Raw genomic sequence first — 14,484 nt, 5'->3', positions numbered from 1 at the left:
TGGCATAGCCGCGTCACTGATGGGAAAGTTAAGACATGATTGAAGGAATTGCGGTCTACATCGTCACCATGATCGTCATGCTTGCTATTGCCTCAGCGGTCATCTTGGGCTTCGCCCTGCACAGGCGTAGTGCTGATCAATGGAAAGACCATTTGAAGAGTCAATCCAGCCAAGAGATTCCGACCCAGATTCCCGAGATCAGCGTCCGTGAAGAGAATATGAGAAACGTGCTTGATAGCTCTCGTAGTTCTCGCGGTTACATGGTTGCCGATGGCCTCCCCGGTTTCGAGGCTGTTGAAGCAATGACCGAACGTATTGAAGACATTGCAAGCCGTCGAGGCTCTCACGCGAAGTCTGCCTCTCGCCAGCAAGGCGAATCGCAAAGCGGTGCCTCCAGCGACGTTGCACCGACAGAAAAAGCCTAAAAAGGAAGACCTGAGGAAAGATTGACCCATGCAGGCTCTCATGGATTTTGTTCATAACCCGGTGGCACCCATCATTTTGGTGGGAGTCATTGTTGTGCTCGTTGGTGCGATTCTTGCCTTCACGCGCTCGCGTAAGCCGAAGGATGCCCAGCTTCCTCCCGCTACGCCTACACAGGTGCCTGCCGAGGCCGCGCCTGAAGAACCCCGTGAAAGCGAGGCGGGCGACTCCGATCAGATTCGCGCCGGCCCGATTGCCGGCGAAGAGACCGCTGCGGAGGGGGACGCGAGCGTTGAGCCTGCCTCGGCCTCGGAAGAAGAAGCTGCCCAAGAAGTTGAGGTTCCCGAGTCGATTCCTTCGCGCATGGGACGCCTCCGTGCGCGTCTGGCGCGCTCCGGTGCGCTGGGCAAGTCCCTACTTTCCCTTCTCTCTAGGGGAGACCTATCGGCTACCGATTGGGAAGAAATTGAAGACTCCCTGCTGATCGCGGACTTGGGATTGGACGCAACCGAAGAGCTCATGGAGGCACTCCGTACGCGCGTCAAGGTTGAAAATACCTCGGATCCGCAGGTCGTTCGTGCTCTCTTGCGCGAAGAACTGCTCAAGCTAGTTGGGCCAGACATGGACCGCTCCGTCAACCTCGGTGTCCGCGACGTCGACGGTGTTCGAGTCCCAGCAACGATTTTGATGGTGGGCGTGAACGGTACCGGTAAGACCACGACAACCGGAAAGATGGCGCGTATTTTCCGCGCTGAAGGACACGAAGTTCTCCTTGGTGCGGCTGATACTTTCCGCGCAGCTGCCGCCGATCAGCTTGAAACCTGGGGAAGTCGCGTGGGTGTTGGCGTTGTCCGTTCTGAGCGTGAGGGAGCGGATCCCGCATCAGTTGCTTTTGAATCGGTTGAAGAAGGCATTCGTCGAGGCTGTGACATCGTCATGGTGGATACGGCTGGTCGACTTCAAACGAAGTCTGCGCTCATGGATGAACTTGGCAAGGTTAAGCGCGTGATGGAAAAGCACGCGCCCGTGAGCGAAGTTCTTTTGGTCTTGGACGCAACTACCGGTCAAAACGGCTTGCGACAGGCAGAAGTGTTTGCTGAGGTTGCAGGGGTGACGGGCATTGTCTTGTCGAAGCTTGATGGCTCAGCGAAGGGCGGAATCGTCGTTTCTGTCCAGCGCACTCTGGGCGTTCCTGTGAAGTTTGTCGGGCTTGGAGAAGGCCCAGACGACCTCGCACCTTTCGACCCGAACTCGTTTGTTGATGCGATCGTGGGCTAGAACCCACTACCCTTAAAACCTGGTTCTGTATTTTTGTGCTCGTGAGGAGTAGTCACAGTGGCTTTCTCGGATCTGTCTGATCGTTTGACAGCGTCTTTTAAGAAGCTGCGTTCGCGCGGTGTATTGACCGAGTCTGATGTTGATCAGACCATCAGCGAGATTCGACGCGCACTCTTGGATGCCGACGTCGCACTGCCCGTTGTTCGCGAGTTCACGACGCAGGTTCGCCAGAAGGCCTATGGTGCCGCTCGCTCTCGTGCTCTCAATCCTGGTCAGCAAGTCGTTCGAATCGTTCACGACGAACTGGTCGAGATTCTTGGTGGTGAAACCCGAGAGCTCCACTTCGCTCAGCGCGGTCCCACAGTCTTCATGCTCGCTGGTCTGCAGGGTGCAGGTAAGACGACTTTGGCCGGAAAGCTTGGAAAGTGGCTGCGCGAAGAAGGCAAGTCTGTCTTGCTCGTTGCTTCAGACCTCCAGCGCCCCAATGCGGTTGGTCAGCTGCAAATCGTTGGTGAGCGTGCGGGCGTTCAGGTGTGGGCGCCACAGCCCGGTAATGGTGTCGGCGATCCGGTTCAAGTAGCTCGCTCGGGCCTTGACTATGCGATTACGAACGGCATCAACGTCGTTATCGTTGATACCGCGGGTCGCTTGGGCGTTGACGAAGAAATGATGGCCCAGGCCATTGCCATTCGCGAGGCCGTCAACCCCCACGAAGTCATGTTTGTCCTAGACGCGATGATCGGTCAGGACGCTGTTAATACGGCGACTGCTTTCCGTGACGGTGTGGGCTTTACGGGCGTTGTTCTTTCCAAACTCGATGGCGATGCCCGAGGCGGTGCTGCGCTCTCTGTTCGAGGCGTAACGGGTGCACCCATCCTCTTTGCTTCAACGGGCGAAGGCTTGGATGACTTCGAACGTTTCCATGCAGATCGCATGGCCAGCCGTATCCTCGATATGGGCGACATCATGACGCTCATCGAGCAGGCAGAAAAGCGCCTCGATGCTGAAGAAGCAGAGAAGATGGCCAAGAAGGCCATGTCCGGTGAACTCACCTTGGACGACTTCCTCAGCCAGCTCCAACAGGTCCGCAAGCTGGGTTCAATGAAGAAGGTTCTGGGAATGATTCCCGGAATGGCCCAGATGCGTGATCAGCTTGAGAACTTCGATGAACGCGAGGTGAACCGCGTCGAGGCGATTGTTCGCTCGATGACCCCTGCCGAACGCGCAGACGTTTCGATTCTCAACGGCTCACGCCGTGCTCGTATTGCTCGCGGTTCTGGCGTCACGGTTGCTGAGGTCAATAATCTGGTCAAGCGTTTTGAAGCCGCGAAGACCATGATGGGGCAAATGGGTCAGATGGGACCGGGAGGAATGCCCGGAATGGGATCCATGCCCGGAAGCGGCGGAAAAGCAAAGCAGAAGGCACAAGCTCGTAAGGACCGTGCTCAGCGAGCACGCGTGGCCAAGAAGGCGCGTAGTGGTAACCCTGCAAAGCGTCGTCAGCAAGAACTCGAGGCCCTACTTCCTCCCGAACAGCGTTCGAGTGCGCCCTCGGGTTCGGCTTTTGGTGTGAGCGAGGCCCCGCAAGAAGGCCCTCGCCCGACTTTGGATGATCTTCCCGAAGATATCCGTCGAATGCTCGGCCGTTCCTGATGTATTTTGACGGGCACTTATTGACCGAATCGGGTTGGGTTCGCGGTGTGTGGGCCCTTGCTCCGGTCATTTCGTCCGTTGATACTATTCCGCGAGGAGCACAGGTTGTACGCGGGTGGGCGACCCCCGGCCTCGTCGATGCGCACTGTCACATCGGTGTCGGTCACGGTGCCCGCGTTCTGAGTGCAGATGAACAGCGTGGACAGCTTCGCACTGAGCTCAGTGCGGGCGTGACACTTCTACGTGATTGCGGTTCTCCCGTCGATACCTCGTGGGTTCAAGGCGAGGCTGGTCTACCAGTCCTTATTCGATGCGGTCGTCACATCGCTCGCCCCAAGCGCTATATTCGAGGCCTTGCTCGCGAGGTTGAGGATGCCAGGGATCTTACTGCGGTTGCACTTGAAGAACTGGCACGTGGCGACGGCTGGGTGAAGATCGTGGGGGACTGGATCGATCGCAGTAGGGGAAGGGACGCGGATCTTGAGCCTTTGTGGCCTCGCGGTGCGCTTGTCGAGGCCGTCGCGGCGGTGCACGAGTCAGGTGGCCGCGTCGCTGTTCACGCCTTTTCTCATCGCGTCATTGATGATCTCTTAGAAGCTGGAGTGGACAATATCGAGCACGCCAGCGGAATGGATCGAGACCAGATTGCTGAGGCATGTTCCCGGGGCGTAGCAGTGTCAGTCACTATGCTGCAACGCGAGCTTTTTGGGGAGTTTGCTGAGCAAAGCCGCATCAAGTATCCGCGTTACTCGGCGACGATGATGGGACTATCGAAGAATCGATATGAACAGGCGCAGCTTCTTTTCGACTCGGGGATAACGATTTTGCCGGCAAGTGATACCGGCGGTTATCAAGAGCCCGGGAGTATTCGCAGTGAACTTGACGCATGGGCCAACTTGGGAGTTCCAGCCGATGAGATCCTTTCTCGTGCAACGCTCAAGGCTCGACAGTATCTGAAATCCACTGCGGGTTTTGTTGGCGGGAGCGCGGATCTAATGATTTATGAGCAATGCCCCTCGCGCTCGGTTGACGCTCTTCTTCATCCGACGCAGATCTGCCGCGAAGGAATGCTTGTCGCCTCGGTGTAGGCTCGGATTCAATCCTGGCGGTGATGAAGACCACCGCCAGGATTGAAGTCTTTATGCCAATCGGCTTGGAATAACCCTTTATTACTGGCATAATTGTTCGCTGTACTCGACGTGCGAAGAGCCCTCTCATCTGAGTTCGTCGCGTCCCGGGATGATCATCGTCTGTGTTTCCCTACCTGACGTATGTCTGTCCCACACCGATTTGAAACAGGAGTGACCACAACAGTGGCAGTTCGCATTCGTTTGAAGCGCATGGGCAAGATCCATGCACCCGTTTACCGTGTCGTTGTCGTCGACTCGCGCAAGAAGCGTGACGGCCGCGTCATCGAAGAGGTCGGTCTGTACGATCCGACCCCGAACCCCTCGACCATCGAGATCAAGTCTGACCGCGTGCAGTACTGGCTCGGCGTGGGCGCACAGCCCTCGGACCAGGTTCGTAACCTGCTCGTCTTGACCGGCGATATCGCTCGCTTCAATGGCAAGGCTGACGCAGTGTCCCGCGTTCAGTACGCAGATGCCGACAAGGCAGCCGCTGCTGCTCAGGCCATCAAGGACGCCGAAGCCGCTGCTGAAAAGCGCAAGGCAGACGCCTCCGCCAAGAAGGCTGAGGAAGAAGCTGCTCGCAAGGCTGAAGAAGAAGCCGCACAGGCTGCTGCCGCTGAAGAAGCTGCAGAAGAGCCCAAGGCTGAAGAAGAAGCCGGCGAGGAAGCCTGATTATGCTTGCTGATGCACTCGAACACCTGGTCAGCGGAATTGTTGACCACCCCGAAGACGTGCGGGTTTCATCCCGTTCCATGCGTCGCGGGCAGATGCTTGAGGTTCGCGTGAACCCGGAGGATCTGGGACGTGTCATCGGTCGTGGCGGTCGCACGGCTCGTGCGCTGCGCACGGTGGTCAACGCACTCTCCCCGCGAGGGAGTGTTCGCGTTGATGTTGTTGACACCGACCGCGAGTGACAACGCAGTGATCTCAAACGGGGACCTGGCTCGATCAGGTCCCCGTTTGTCGTTCCTATGACAAGGACTTTCCCATGCTTATGACGGCAGCACTGATTGGCCCCGCACACGGACTGCGCGGGGAAGTGATTCTCGATATCCGTAGCGATGATCCCGAACTTTTCATCAGCGGGACAGTTTTTGAAACCTCGGAGCAGTCCATGCCTGAGCTCACGCTTCGCTCCATCCGTCAGCATAAAGAACGCGTGGTTGCCTTATTCGAGGAAGTGAGCGACCGCGAAGGCGCAGAAGCTCTTCGAGGCGTGCGCCTGCTGACCGATGAACGCGAAGAAGAAGATGCCTGGTATCCTCATCAGCTCAAAGGCCTGCAAGCGCTTGATCTGCAAGGCCAGCCCTTGGGAACCGTTAAGGGAATTCAGATGGGAGCGGCCCAAGATCTGCTCTTAGTCGCAACTCAGTCTGGTGTTGTGATGGTTCCTTTTGTTCACCAAATCGTTCCCGAGGTTGATGTCGAGGGTGGAACCGTCACCATCGATCCGCTGCCTGGTCTTTTTGACGACGACGCTGTTGAAGCACGCTGATTCGAGCAGGGAAGAAACCACGAATGCGCATTGACCTGATCAGTATTTTCCCGCAGTACTTTTCTGTTCTTGACCTTTCCCTCATGGGTAAAGCACGAACTAGTGGGCACTTAGATATTCGCGTTCATGATTTGCGCGAATGGACTCACGATCGCCACCGAACAGTTGACGACACTCCCTACGGTGGTGGCGCCGGAATGGTCATGAAGCCCGATGTCTGGGGTGAGGCGCTCGACGACATTGTCGGTGACTCCACAAATTGCGTTTTAGCCGTCCCCACTCCCTCCGGTATTCCTTTTACCCAAAAGAAGGCCCAAGAACTCGCAGGTTTTGATCGCATCATTGTGGCGTGCGGGCGCTACGAAGGGATCGACCAACGCGTCGCTGACCACTACCGAAGCCGCGGCCTCGTCGTTGAAGAATTTTCGATCGGCGATTATGTCCTCAACGGGGGAGAAGTGGCCGCGCTCGTGCTTGTCGAGGCCGTTGGACGCTTGCTTGACGGTGTGATCGGGAATCCTGATTCTTTGGTTGAGGAATCACACAGTGGCATTGGACTCTTGGAGTACCCTGTCTACACGAAACCTCAGTCGTGGCGAGGGCTTGAGGTTCCATCGGTTCTCATGAGCGGAGATCACGCGAAGATCGAACGATGGAGGAGTGACCGTTCGCTTGAACGAACCACTCGTCGACGTCCCGATATTATTTCGCGTATCGATCCACATCAGCTTTCAACTCGCGACCGTGAAGTTATTGCGGCGCACGGCTTGCTCGTTTGCGATGATGGGTTCAGGACTGTTGAGATTCGTCGCGCGAGGAAAGAAGAGGCCGAGGCGATCAGTGCGCTTGCCTCACGCACCTTCCCCCTCGCCGTGCCTGATACGATCCCCGCCGAGGCCGCGCAGGACTTTATCCTCACGGGGCTGACTCCCGAGGTTTTTGCGAAGTATCTCGCTGATGAACACGCGCGGTGCTTTGTTGCCTGCAGCGACGGAGTACTCATTGCCTATTCTCTAGTCTTCCTTAATGCTCCAGCAGATATGCCGAGGGGAAATGGGAAATACCCCCTTGACGAGCATGCGGCATACCTATCGAAGTGCTACGCGGATCTCGATGTGCACGGCAGCGGAATCGCGGGAGCTTTGCTTGAGCACACGATTGACGCAGTTCGCCACGAAGGCGCGACGCAGATCGTCTTGGGAACCCACATCTACAACGAGCGCGCGCAGCGTTTCTATCGCAAACACGGTTTCAAGAAAGCGGGGCGACGTCATTTCCGACTCAATGATCACGTCGATGCCTCCGATGTGGTCATGGTTCGCCCTGAAGGCGTCTAACTCGCTCTTTCGTAAGGCAAATCACCGTTTTTCGGGAAGGTTTTTTCTCTTGGCACTGTTCTTTTCCTCAAAGAATGTGGCAAACTTGAACGGTCTGTGTGTGGCGTAACCTGCCGCGGGGGGCCGCCGGATCATACGGACATATTCACGATCGCAGGCTTGACCTGCCGAAGAGACGTGACTGACCTGCGGCAGAAGCGTCAAGGAGTAAACATGCAAAAGCTGGACGCCGTCGATGCAGCTTCGCTGCGCGAAGACATCCCTGCTTTCCGTTCCGGTGACACCGTCAAGGTTCACGTGAAGGTTATCGAAGGTAACCGTTCGCGTATCCAGGTTTTCCAGGGCGTCGTTATCGCTCGCCGTGGCCACGGTGTGTCCGAAACCTTCACCGTCCGTAAGATTTCCTTCGGTGTCGGTGTTGAGCGTACCTTCCCCCTGCACGCACCGACGATCGACAAGATCGAAGTTGTCGTCAAGGGCGATGTGCGCCGCGCAAAGCTCTACTACCTGCGTGAGCGCCACGGTAAGGCTGCAAAGATCAAGGAGCACCGCTCCGGATCTGCCGAGTGACACTCACTCGCGATTTAAGCCCGGTATCCTTAAGGATGCCGGGTTTTCGCATACGTGTGAGAATTTACGGTAGTAAAAGGAAAGGGAACCGACTATGAGCCGCCGTGGAACGCGCGAAAAAAGTGTACGAATGCCAGTCGCTCACGGCCCCTCGATCAAAGACATCGAGCGTGCTGAGCGTCGCGCACGCAAGAACCCTCTCAATTGGCTGCGGGAGATGGCGATCATCATCATCTGCGCCCTTGTCATTTCTTCGCTGCTTCGCGCTTTTCTTGTGCAGGTCTTTTGGATCCCTTCCGCCTCGATGCGCAACACCTTGATCGAACACGATCGGATCGCTGTTTCTCGAGTCTCGCAGTACACCGGTGATATCCGACGTGGTGACGTGGTCGTCTTCGATGACACTCTCGGGTGGCTGTCGAAAAACGACACAGAGAGCTCAAGCCCGCTTCGAAAGATCGCCGAATTTACGGGAATTCTTCCCGCCGGCGGTGAACAGACCTTAGTCAAGCGCGTGATCGGACTGGGCGGGGACCATGTCACCTGTTGCACGGCAGAAGGCAAGATCGAAGTTAACGGTGTCGCGATTAGCGAACCCTACCTTGCCAGCCCAGGTCCGGCCTCGTCGATGACTTTCGACGTCACTGTCCCCGAAGGACACCTGTGGGTGATGGGGGATAACCGAACGAACTCGGCAGATTCTCGCTACCACATGGGGAACGGACAATCTCCCTACGTTCCCGAAAGCGCAGTGGTGGGGCGAGCATTTGCGGTGATTTGGCCGACCAACCGCCTTACCTGGCTTGGAGATCGCTCGGTTTTCTCCGGAGTTCCTGATCCTCAATGACCTCCTCTTCGCAGGCGCCTCGACAGCGCTCAGCTAAGCTGCAGCCCACGCGTGAGTGGGAGCAAGAACTGCAGTCTCGTTTCGGCGTTGTTGCAGGAATGGACGAGGTCGGGCGAGGTGCACTTGCAGGCCCGGTGTGCGTTGGTCTTGCTTTTGCGCCTCCTACCGGAGACGATGTTCTTCCCGGGCTTGCCGATTCAAAAATGCTCAGTATTCGTGCGCGCGAGGCCTTATATGAGCCGGTTTATCAGTGGAGTCCCTGCATTGAAATCGGGCAGGCCAGTAACACTGAGATTGATCGTTTTGGAATTGTTGCGGCCTTGAGGCTGGCGGGGCGCCGAGCCATGAAGGCTGCACAGGCTCGTGGTTTCAATGCCGATGTCATCATTTTGGATGGAAGCCATGATTGGCTGAGCGACTCGCCGGATCTTTTTGCCAGTTTTGACGGTCCTTCCTATCCCGATATCGCTGTTCCACCTGTTGTGACACGGGTAAAAGCGGATGCACATTGTGCGGTTGTATCGGCAGCGTCTGTTGCAGCGAAGGTGTATCGCGACCGCTTGATGATGGAGTGTGAGGACCCGGGGTATGACTGGGCCGGGAACAAAGGGTATTCCTCCGCGGCTCATATTCGCGGGCTCCGCGAGCTGGGGGCTTCTGACTTTCATCGACGCTCGTGGAAACTTCCGGGTGTCGACGAATAAAAGACACTGCGGCCCTCTAAGATACTGAGAGCAACACAGGAGGCCGTCATGTCGAACGATATTGAATCTTACGAGAATAATCTCGAACTAGCGCTTTTCCGCGAATATCGCGACGTCATCGGACTCTTTAAGTACGTTGTCGAAACCGAACGCCGTTTCTACCTGTGCAATCACGTTGATGTACAAGCTCGACCTGTTGGCGGCGATATTTTCTTTGAGCTGACCCTGACCGACGCCTGGGTCTGGGATATCTATCGTTCTTCGCGTTTCGTTCACTCTGTCCGCGTTGTTACCTACAAGGACGTCAACGTCGAGGAGCTTAACAAGCCTGAACTTCCTCTTGCTTAAGGACGGTATAGCAAGGTTCCGCCGCAGGAACCTGGTGACCTATTGTTGTTCAGGAAACGGTTTTATCCACAGGGTGATCTCTGAACGGCGTTTCCCACAGATTCCCCGTCCTACCTAATTTTTGCTTGCTGTACCTGCCATTCTTCCTCTCAAGGGAAGGAGTAATGGTGGATCACAGGAAATACCTTGGCCAGGCAGGGGAGGAGTATGCCTGCCGCTTCATCGAAGACAACGGCCTAGAAGTTCTTGAACGGAATTGGCGTGATTCGCGGCGCGGAGAACTCGACATCCTTGCGCGTGAGGGGCACACAGCTGTTGTTGTCGAGGTCCGCACACGAATCGGCACAACGTATGGGAGTGCTCTGGAGTCTGTTGACACTCGCAAAGTGCTCCAGTTGCGGCGCCTTGCTGCCCGATGGGCACATCAGCACTCCTCCTTTTCCAAGCTCCGCATTGATGTCATTGCTCTGACTGTCCCTCGCGGGTGCGCAGAAGAAGTGCGCGAAGGCGGGAGAGCCGATTTCGATCGCTATCCACCGAAAATCGAGTGGGTCAGGGGCATCGCATGAGTTCCTTCCTTGCGCGCACGCGAGCTGTCGCTTTGGTTGGCCTCGATGGGACCATCGTCGATGTCGAAACACACGTGGGGCGCGGACTAGTGACCTTTACCCTCGTTGGGCTGCCAGATGCCTCTCTGCGAGAAGCGCGCGATCGCGTTCGCTCAGCGCTTCAAGCGTGTGAACTGGAAGTACTGGATCGCCATGTGACAGTGGGGCTTTCACCTGCCGGTTTACCCAAATCAGGTTCGGGTTTTGACTTCGCGATCGCTGTATCCATTCTTCTTGCCTCGTCAAAGATCAGAGCTCAAGGCGTCGCTGGAGAAATCTTCATCGGTGAACTGGGACTGGATGGAAGTCTTCATACCATTCCTGGAGTCCTGCCAGCAGTGATTGCGGCCAGGCGCGCTGGGATCTCTCGGGTCTATGTTCCACAAGAAGCGCGCGAAGAAGCTTCACTTGTGCCGGGAATTGAGGTGCGCTCCTTTGCCCATCTTGCAGATTTTGTTCGCGCATGTGGAGGAGAAGCAACCCGAGCTCGGATCGTGGGCGTTTCTGGAAACACAGGATCGCGGCCACAACGAAATGAATCAGGAGAAAAATCGGGTCTGACTCGCGCTGAGATCGACTTTTCTCAAGTTCGCGGGCACAACGCTGCCGTGGACGCTGTTGCTCTTGCTGCGGCGGGCGGCCACCATCTGATGCTGATTGGTGAACCGGGAAGTGGGAAAACGATGATCGCTTCTCGAATTCCTTCGATTCTTCCAGAGTTAAGCGAGAGTGATGCTCTGACCGCAAGTGCGATTCATTCCCTTGCCGGGGATCTTCCTGCAGGTGGGTTGCTTGACCATGCGCCTTTTCAATCCCCTCATCACTCCATGTCGATTCCTGCGATGGTCGGTGGTGGAAGTAGCTGTATTCGTCCGGGAGCTGTGTCTCTTGCCCACGGGGGAGTTCTCTTTCTCGATGAGGCTACTGAATTCGCGCCTGCGGTCTTGGACTCATTACGCCAGCCCCTTGAATCTGGTTGGGTCAGAATTCAGCGTTCGGGTCATATCGCGTCCTATCCCGCGTCCTTTCAATTAGTTTTGGCGACGAATCCATGCCCGTGTGGACATCTTGGCGGGAGAACGAAGAGCTGCACGTGTTCGTCCGTGCAACGACGGCGTTATCTGGGGCGCCTCTCTGGGCCTCTCATAGATCGTATTGACATTACTTTGTCGATGAGGGTTCCGACGCAAGCCGACTTGAAGTGCGCAGCAGACTTCACTTCCGCATCGTTAAAGGAACAAGTGTGCGAGGCACGTGAGCGGGCGTTACGGCGATTGCGAGATACTCCTTGGCAGCTCAATCGGGATGTGGAGGGTTCGTGGATCCGTTCGACTCACCCACCTTCGGAACGGATTTTGTCTCTGATTGATCGCTCTGTTGACCGGGGAGAAGTTTCCATGCGAGGCGCAGACCGCCTCCTTCGATTGATGTGGACCTGTGCTGATTTCTCTGGAAAAAATACGATCGGGCTGGAGGAATTCTCCTGCGCACTCCAGCTTCGCCAAGGAGGCGAACACTATGGAATCGGATAATCAACAACTGCTGGACGAGGTGTGGTGGAACTGCATCAGCGAGCCCGCGGATACCCAACTTGAAGTTCTTCGATGCGCATTGGGTGATGAAGAGGCGAAGCGCTGGCTTCTTGCAGAACAGGTCTTGATCCCTGACGCGCTCAAAAGCCTTGAAGATGCTTACAGGTCGTGTTGGAAAAGATGGAGGCCCCGGGCTCTTGCAGCTCAACCAGACCTTGAGCTCAATATCTTGGAAAAAATCGGTGGCCACATCGTCTTGCCAAAGGATGAGAAGTGGCCGAAGGGCTTTGTCAAACTTGGGCAAAATGCGCCTCGAATGCTCTGGGTTCTCGGGGAACTCTCGACGCGTTCTTCAATAGCGATTGTGGGCGCTCGCGCGTCTTCAAATTACGGGAACAGCGTTGCTCGTGAACTTTCCCGGGAGCTTTCTCATCGGGGATTTGGCACTATTTCTGGCGGAGCGATCGGTATTGACTCCTATGCTCACCAGGGGAGCGTTGACGTGGCTGGCTACACATGTGCGTTCATGGCTGGTGGATTGGGCAATCTCTATCCCGCATGCAACACGGATCTCTTTCGAACAATCCTTGCCTGTGGGGGAGCGCTCATCTCTGAAGTTCCATGCACATTCCGTCCTGCAAAGTGGCGATTCTTGGGAAGGAACCGCTTGATTGCTGCCGCTGCAAGCGGAGTTGTCGTTGTCGAGGCCTCGCCGCGTTCAGGGGCGCTGGCCACCTCTCGGTGGGCGCTCGAGCAGGGAACACCCGTTGGTGGGATCCCCGGATCTATATATTCGGAAGCATCGCGCGGGGTCCATGATTTGCTTCGCAATGGGGGAACTCTAATCCGTGACTATGTCGATGTCCTCGAAATGATAGGGGAGGCAAACGCGCCAGAGATCCACGAGCTTCCATTGTTCGGAGATCCTACTGCTCCTGATGGTCTTGTTGATTCCCTCGAACCGCTACTACGCCGGGTTTATGAGGCCCTTCCCCAAAGACGCTCCATGACGACCGAGCGTCTTGCTGTTGCGGCTGGCCTCGATGAAGAATCCGTTAAGGTTGCTCTTGTTCGACTTCAGCTCAGTGCATTCGTCGGTGTCGATGAGCGCGGCTGGCATCGCAGTCTCGGGCAAGGCCGATAGACTTGCCCCGTGGAGGAGTCTTTGATCGATGCATGGGGCGTGTATTTGCGCGCAAATCTTGCGGTATCAGAGCACACCCTTCGCGCCTATGTCAGTGATCTGCGTTCATTCACTACTTATTGTCAGGTCGATGAACTCTCAACAGAGAACATCCACAGCGTCGTCACTCTTCGGGCAATTCGTGCCTGGCTCGCCAGTTTGGTTCAACAGGGGAAATCGCGATCGACAATCTCTCGCAGAACCGCTTCAATTCGTTCCTTCACCGCTTGGGCATATCGCCGTGGGTACCTTGACAGCGACCCCGGGTTGCTCGTGACCAGCGCTCGCGGGGACCAAAAGCTTCCGCAGGTTCAGACCCCTTCCGATACGGCCGAGCTCCTGTCTTATGCAGCCACTCGCGCACGCCAGGAGAATTCGCCGGCGGCGATACGCGATTGGACCATCCTTGAGACGATTTACGCGACCGGTATTCGCGTGAGTGAAGTGTGCTCGCTGGATACGACGTCTATTGACCAACAGGGCATGACATTAAGAGTGATCGGTAAAGGCAACAAAGAACGAGTAGTTCCTTTCACACGCGCGTGTTTGTCCGCACTGCAAGCATGGCTTTCTCATGGTCGCCCGAGTTTGGCGATTCCCGAGGCGGGACGTGCGCTCTTTGTTGGAGATAAGGGACGGCGCATTGACCCTCGTGTGATCCGCTCGATGATTCATCGAATGTGCGCACAGGCAGGCGTGCGAGACCTCGCCCCTCACGCCCTTCGCCACACTGCTGCGACACATATCCTGGCTGGAGGTGCAGACCTTCGAGCCGTGCAAGAAATGCTTGGACATTCTTCACTTCAAACAACTCAGCGTTATACGCATGTGGATGCTCAGCGCCTGAGCGCTATCTACAAACAAGCGCATCCTAGGGCTTAGCGCTCATTGAAGAGTTTTCAACCGCGGGTGTCCTTGGAGCATTCTGAGCGGATTGATGTAGCGATAACGACTAACTTTCGCACCCCAGTGAAGATCGCCCTTCCGCATGTGCGAATCCTCCTGCTTGGGCGGGACAACCTCACCGATGCGCTGCCCGCGCTGCACGGCCTCGCCAATGTGGAGGGAAGAAGTTGCTGGCTCAAAGGTGGAATGGATTCCCGAGCAATCAATGGAAAGGACTTCGCGTCCGGCGAGCATCCCGGAAAAAACTACGGTTCCGTTGCACGGGGAGCGAAGCGAAGGATCCTCACTTCCGATGTTGACCCATATTCCTCGTGAGCCTGAAAGCCATGGTTTATCAGGTTGGGCAAAACCTTGAGTAAGAGTGAAAGGCTGAGAAAAAGGAAGAGTCCACACGGAAGAAGCGCGTGGCATGGCTGGTGTTGCAATTCCAGGGAAACAAAGGCTCCAAGCGAAGATGAATGTCGCCACAG

The 14,484-nt window shown here is 56.3% G+C and carries 17 protein-coding genes; 16 read left to right on the top strand and 1 reads right to left on the bottom strand.

Going from position 1 to position 14,484, the window contains the following annotated elements:
* Positions 1–35 precede the first annotated feature (35 nt).
* From BQ8011_RS07285 to BQ8011_RS07210, 16 genes are all read left to right on the top strand, one after another.
* On the top strand, positions 36–425 hold the full coding sequence (locus BQ8011_RS07285) for a hypothetical protein (protein ID WP_231945294.1): 390 nt from the start codon (positions 36–38) through the stop codon (positions 423–425).
* A gap of 28 nt (positions 426–453) precedes the next feature.
* Positions 454–1,701 carry a signal recognition particle-docking protein FtsY gene (gene ftsY / locus BQ8011_RS07280; protein ID WP_072455994.1) on the top strand — a complete coding sequence of 416 codons (1,248 nt, stop codon included), beginning with the start codon at positions 454–456 and terminating at the stop codon, positions 1,699–1,701.
* A 57-nt stretch (positions 1,702–1,758) separates the two neighbouring features.
* Positions 1,759–3,354, top strand: a complete 1,596-nt coding sequence (ffh, locus tag BQ8011_RS07275) for a signal recognition particle protein (RefSeq protein ID WP_072455992.1) — start codon at positions 1,759–1,761, stop codon at positions 3,352–3,354.
* Between the two features lie 20 nt (positions 3,355–3,374).
* Positions 3,375–4,442 carry an amidohydrolase family protein gene (locus tag BQ8011_RS07270; RefSeq protein WP_157884989.1) on the top strand — a complete coding sequence of 356 codons (1,068 nt, stop codon included), beginning with the start codon at positions 3,375–3,377 and terminating at the stop codon, positions 4,440–4,442.
* A 225-nt stretch (positions 4,443–4,667) separates the two neighbouring features.
* Positions 4,668–5,156 carry a 30S ribosomal protein S16 gene (gene rpsP, locus BQ8011_RS07265; RefSeq protein ID WP_034501527.1) on the top strand — a complete coding sequence of 163 codons (489 nt, stop codon included), beginning with the start codon at positions 4,668–4,670 and terminating at the stop codon, positions 5,154–5,156.
* A 2-nt stretch (positions 5,157–5,158) separates the two neighbouring features.
* A complete protein-coding gene (locus tag BQ8011_RS07260) occupies positions 5,159–5,398 on the top strand; it encodes an RNA-binding protein (protein ID WP_072455987.1) in 240 nt (79 codons plus the stop codon).
* Positions 5,399–5,472: 74 nt separating this feature from the next.
* Positions 5,473–5,979: a ribosome maturation factor RimM gene (gene rimM / locus BQ8011_RS07255; RefSeq protein WP_072455985.1), complete on the top strand. Its 507-nt coding sequence runs from the start codon at positions 5,473–5,475 to the stop codon at positions 5,977–5,979.
* Between the two features lie 23 nt (positions 5,980–6,002).
* Positions 6,003–7,316, top strand: a complete 1,314-nt coding sequence (gene trmD / locus BQ8011_RS07250; protein WP_072455983.1) for a tRNA (guanosine(37)-N1)-methyltransferase TrmD — start codon at positions 6,003–6,005, stop codon at positions 7,314–7,316.
* A gap of 213 nt (positions 7,317–7,529) precedes the next feature.
* The gene (gene rplS / locus BQ8011_RS07245) at positions 7,530–7,886 is read left to right on the top strand and encodes a 50S ribosomal protein L19 (RefSeq protein ID WP_034501521.1); all 357 of its coding nucleotides are present in this window, start codon (positions 7,530–7,532) and stop codon (positions 7,884–7,886) included.
* A gap of 130 nt (positions 7,887–8,016) precedes the next feature.
* A complete protein-coding gene (gene lepB / locus BQ8011_RS07240; RefSeq protein ID WP_072457735.1) occupies positions 8,017–8,733 on the top strand; it encodes a signal peptidase I in 717 nt (238 codons plus the stop codon).
* Complete coding sequence (locus BQ8011_RS07235; protein ID WP_072455981.1) at positions 8,730–9,437, top strand: ribonuclease HII; 708 nt, start codon at positions 8,730–8,732, stop codon at positions 9,435–9,437. The genes lepB and BQ8011_RS07235 overlap by 4 nt, the downstream gene beginning before the upstream one ends.
* Positions 9,438–9,485: 48 nt before the next feature.
* Positions 9,486–9,785 (top strand): DUF2469 domain-containing protein, encoded by a 300-nt coding sequence (locus tag BQ8011_RS07230; protein ID WP_034501519.1) that lies wholly within the window; start codon positions 9,486–9,488, stop codon positions 9,783–9,785.
* 164 nt (positions 9,786–9,949) lie between these two features.
* Positions 9,950–10,354, top strand: a complete 405-nt coding sequence (locus BQ8011_RS07225) for a YraN family protein (RefSeq protein WP_072455979.1) — start codon at positions 9,950–9,952, stop codon at positions 10,352–10,354.
* The gene (locus tag BQ8011_RS07220; RefSeq protein WP_231945293.1) at positions 10,351–11,925 is read left to right on the top strand and encodes a YifB family Mg chelatase-like AAA ATPase; all 1,575 of its coding nucleotides are present in this window, start codon (positions 10,351–10,353) and stop codon (positions 11,923–11,925) included. Before BQ8011_RS07225 ends, BQ8011_RS07220 begins: the two co-directional genes overlap by 4 nt.
* Complete coding sequence (gene dprA / locus BQ8011_RS07215) at positions 11,912–13,069, top strand: DNA-processing protein DprA (RefSeq protein ID WP_072455975.1); 1,158 nt, start codon at positions 11,912–11,914, stop codon at positions 13,067–13,069. Before BQ8011_RS07220 ends, dprA begins: the two co-directional genes overlap by 14 nt.
* A gap of 9 nt (positions 13,070–13,078) precedes the next feature.
* On the top strand, positions 13,079–13,990 hold the full coding sequence (locus BQ8011_RS07210; protein ID WP_072455973.1) for a tyrosine recombinase XerC: 912 nt from the start codon (positions 13,079–13,081) through the stop codon (positions 13,988–13,990).
* Positions 13,991–13,993: 3 nt separating this feature from the next.
* Here the strand turns inward: BQ8011_RS07210 and BQ8011_RS09190 are convergent, their stop codons facing one another.
* Positions 13,994–14,425, bottom strand: coding sequence for a M23 family metallopeptidase (locus tag BQ8011_RS09190; protein ID WP_231945292.1), 432 nt, complete (start codon positions 14,423–14,425; stop codon positions 13,994–13,996).
* Between the last annotated feature and the right edge of the window lie 59 nt (positions 14,426–14,484).

Source organism: Actinomyces marseillensis (assembly GCF_900155605.1).
GTDB lineage: Bacteria > Actinomycetota > Actinomycetes > Actinomycetales > Actinomycetaceae > Pauljensenia > Pauljensenia marseillensis.
This window is presented reverse-complemented; position numbering and strand designations above follow the sequence as displayed.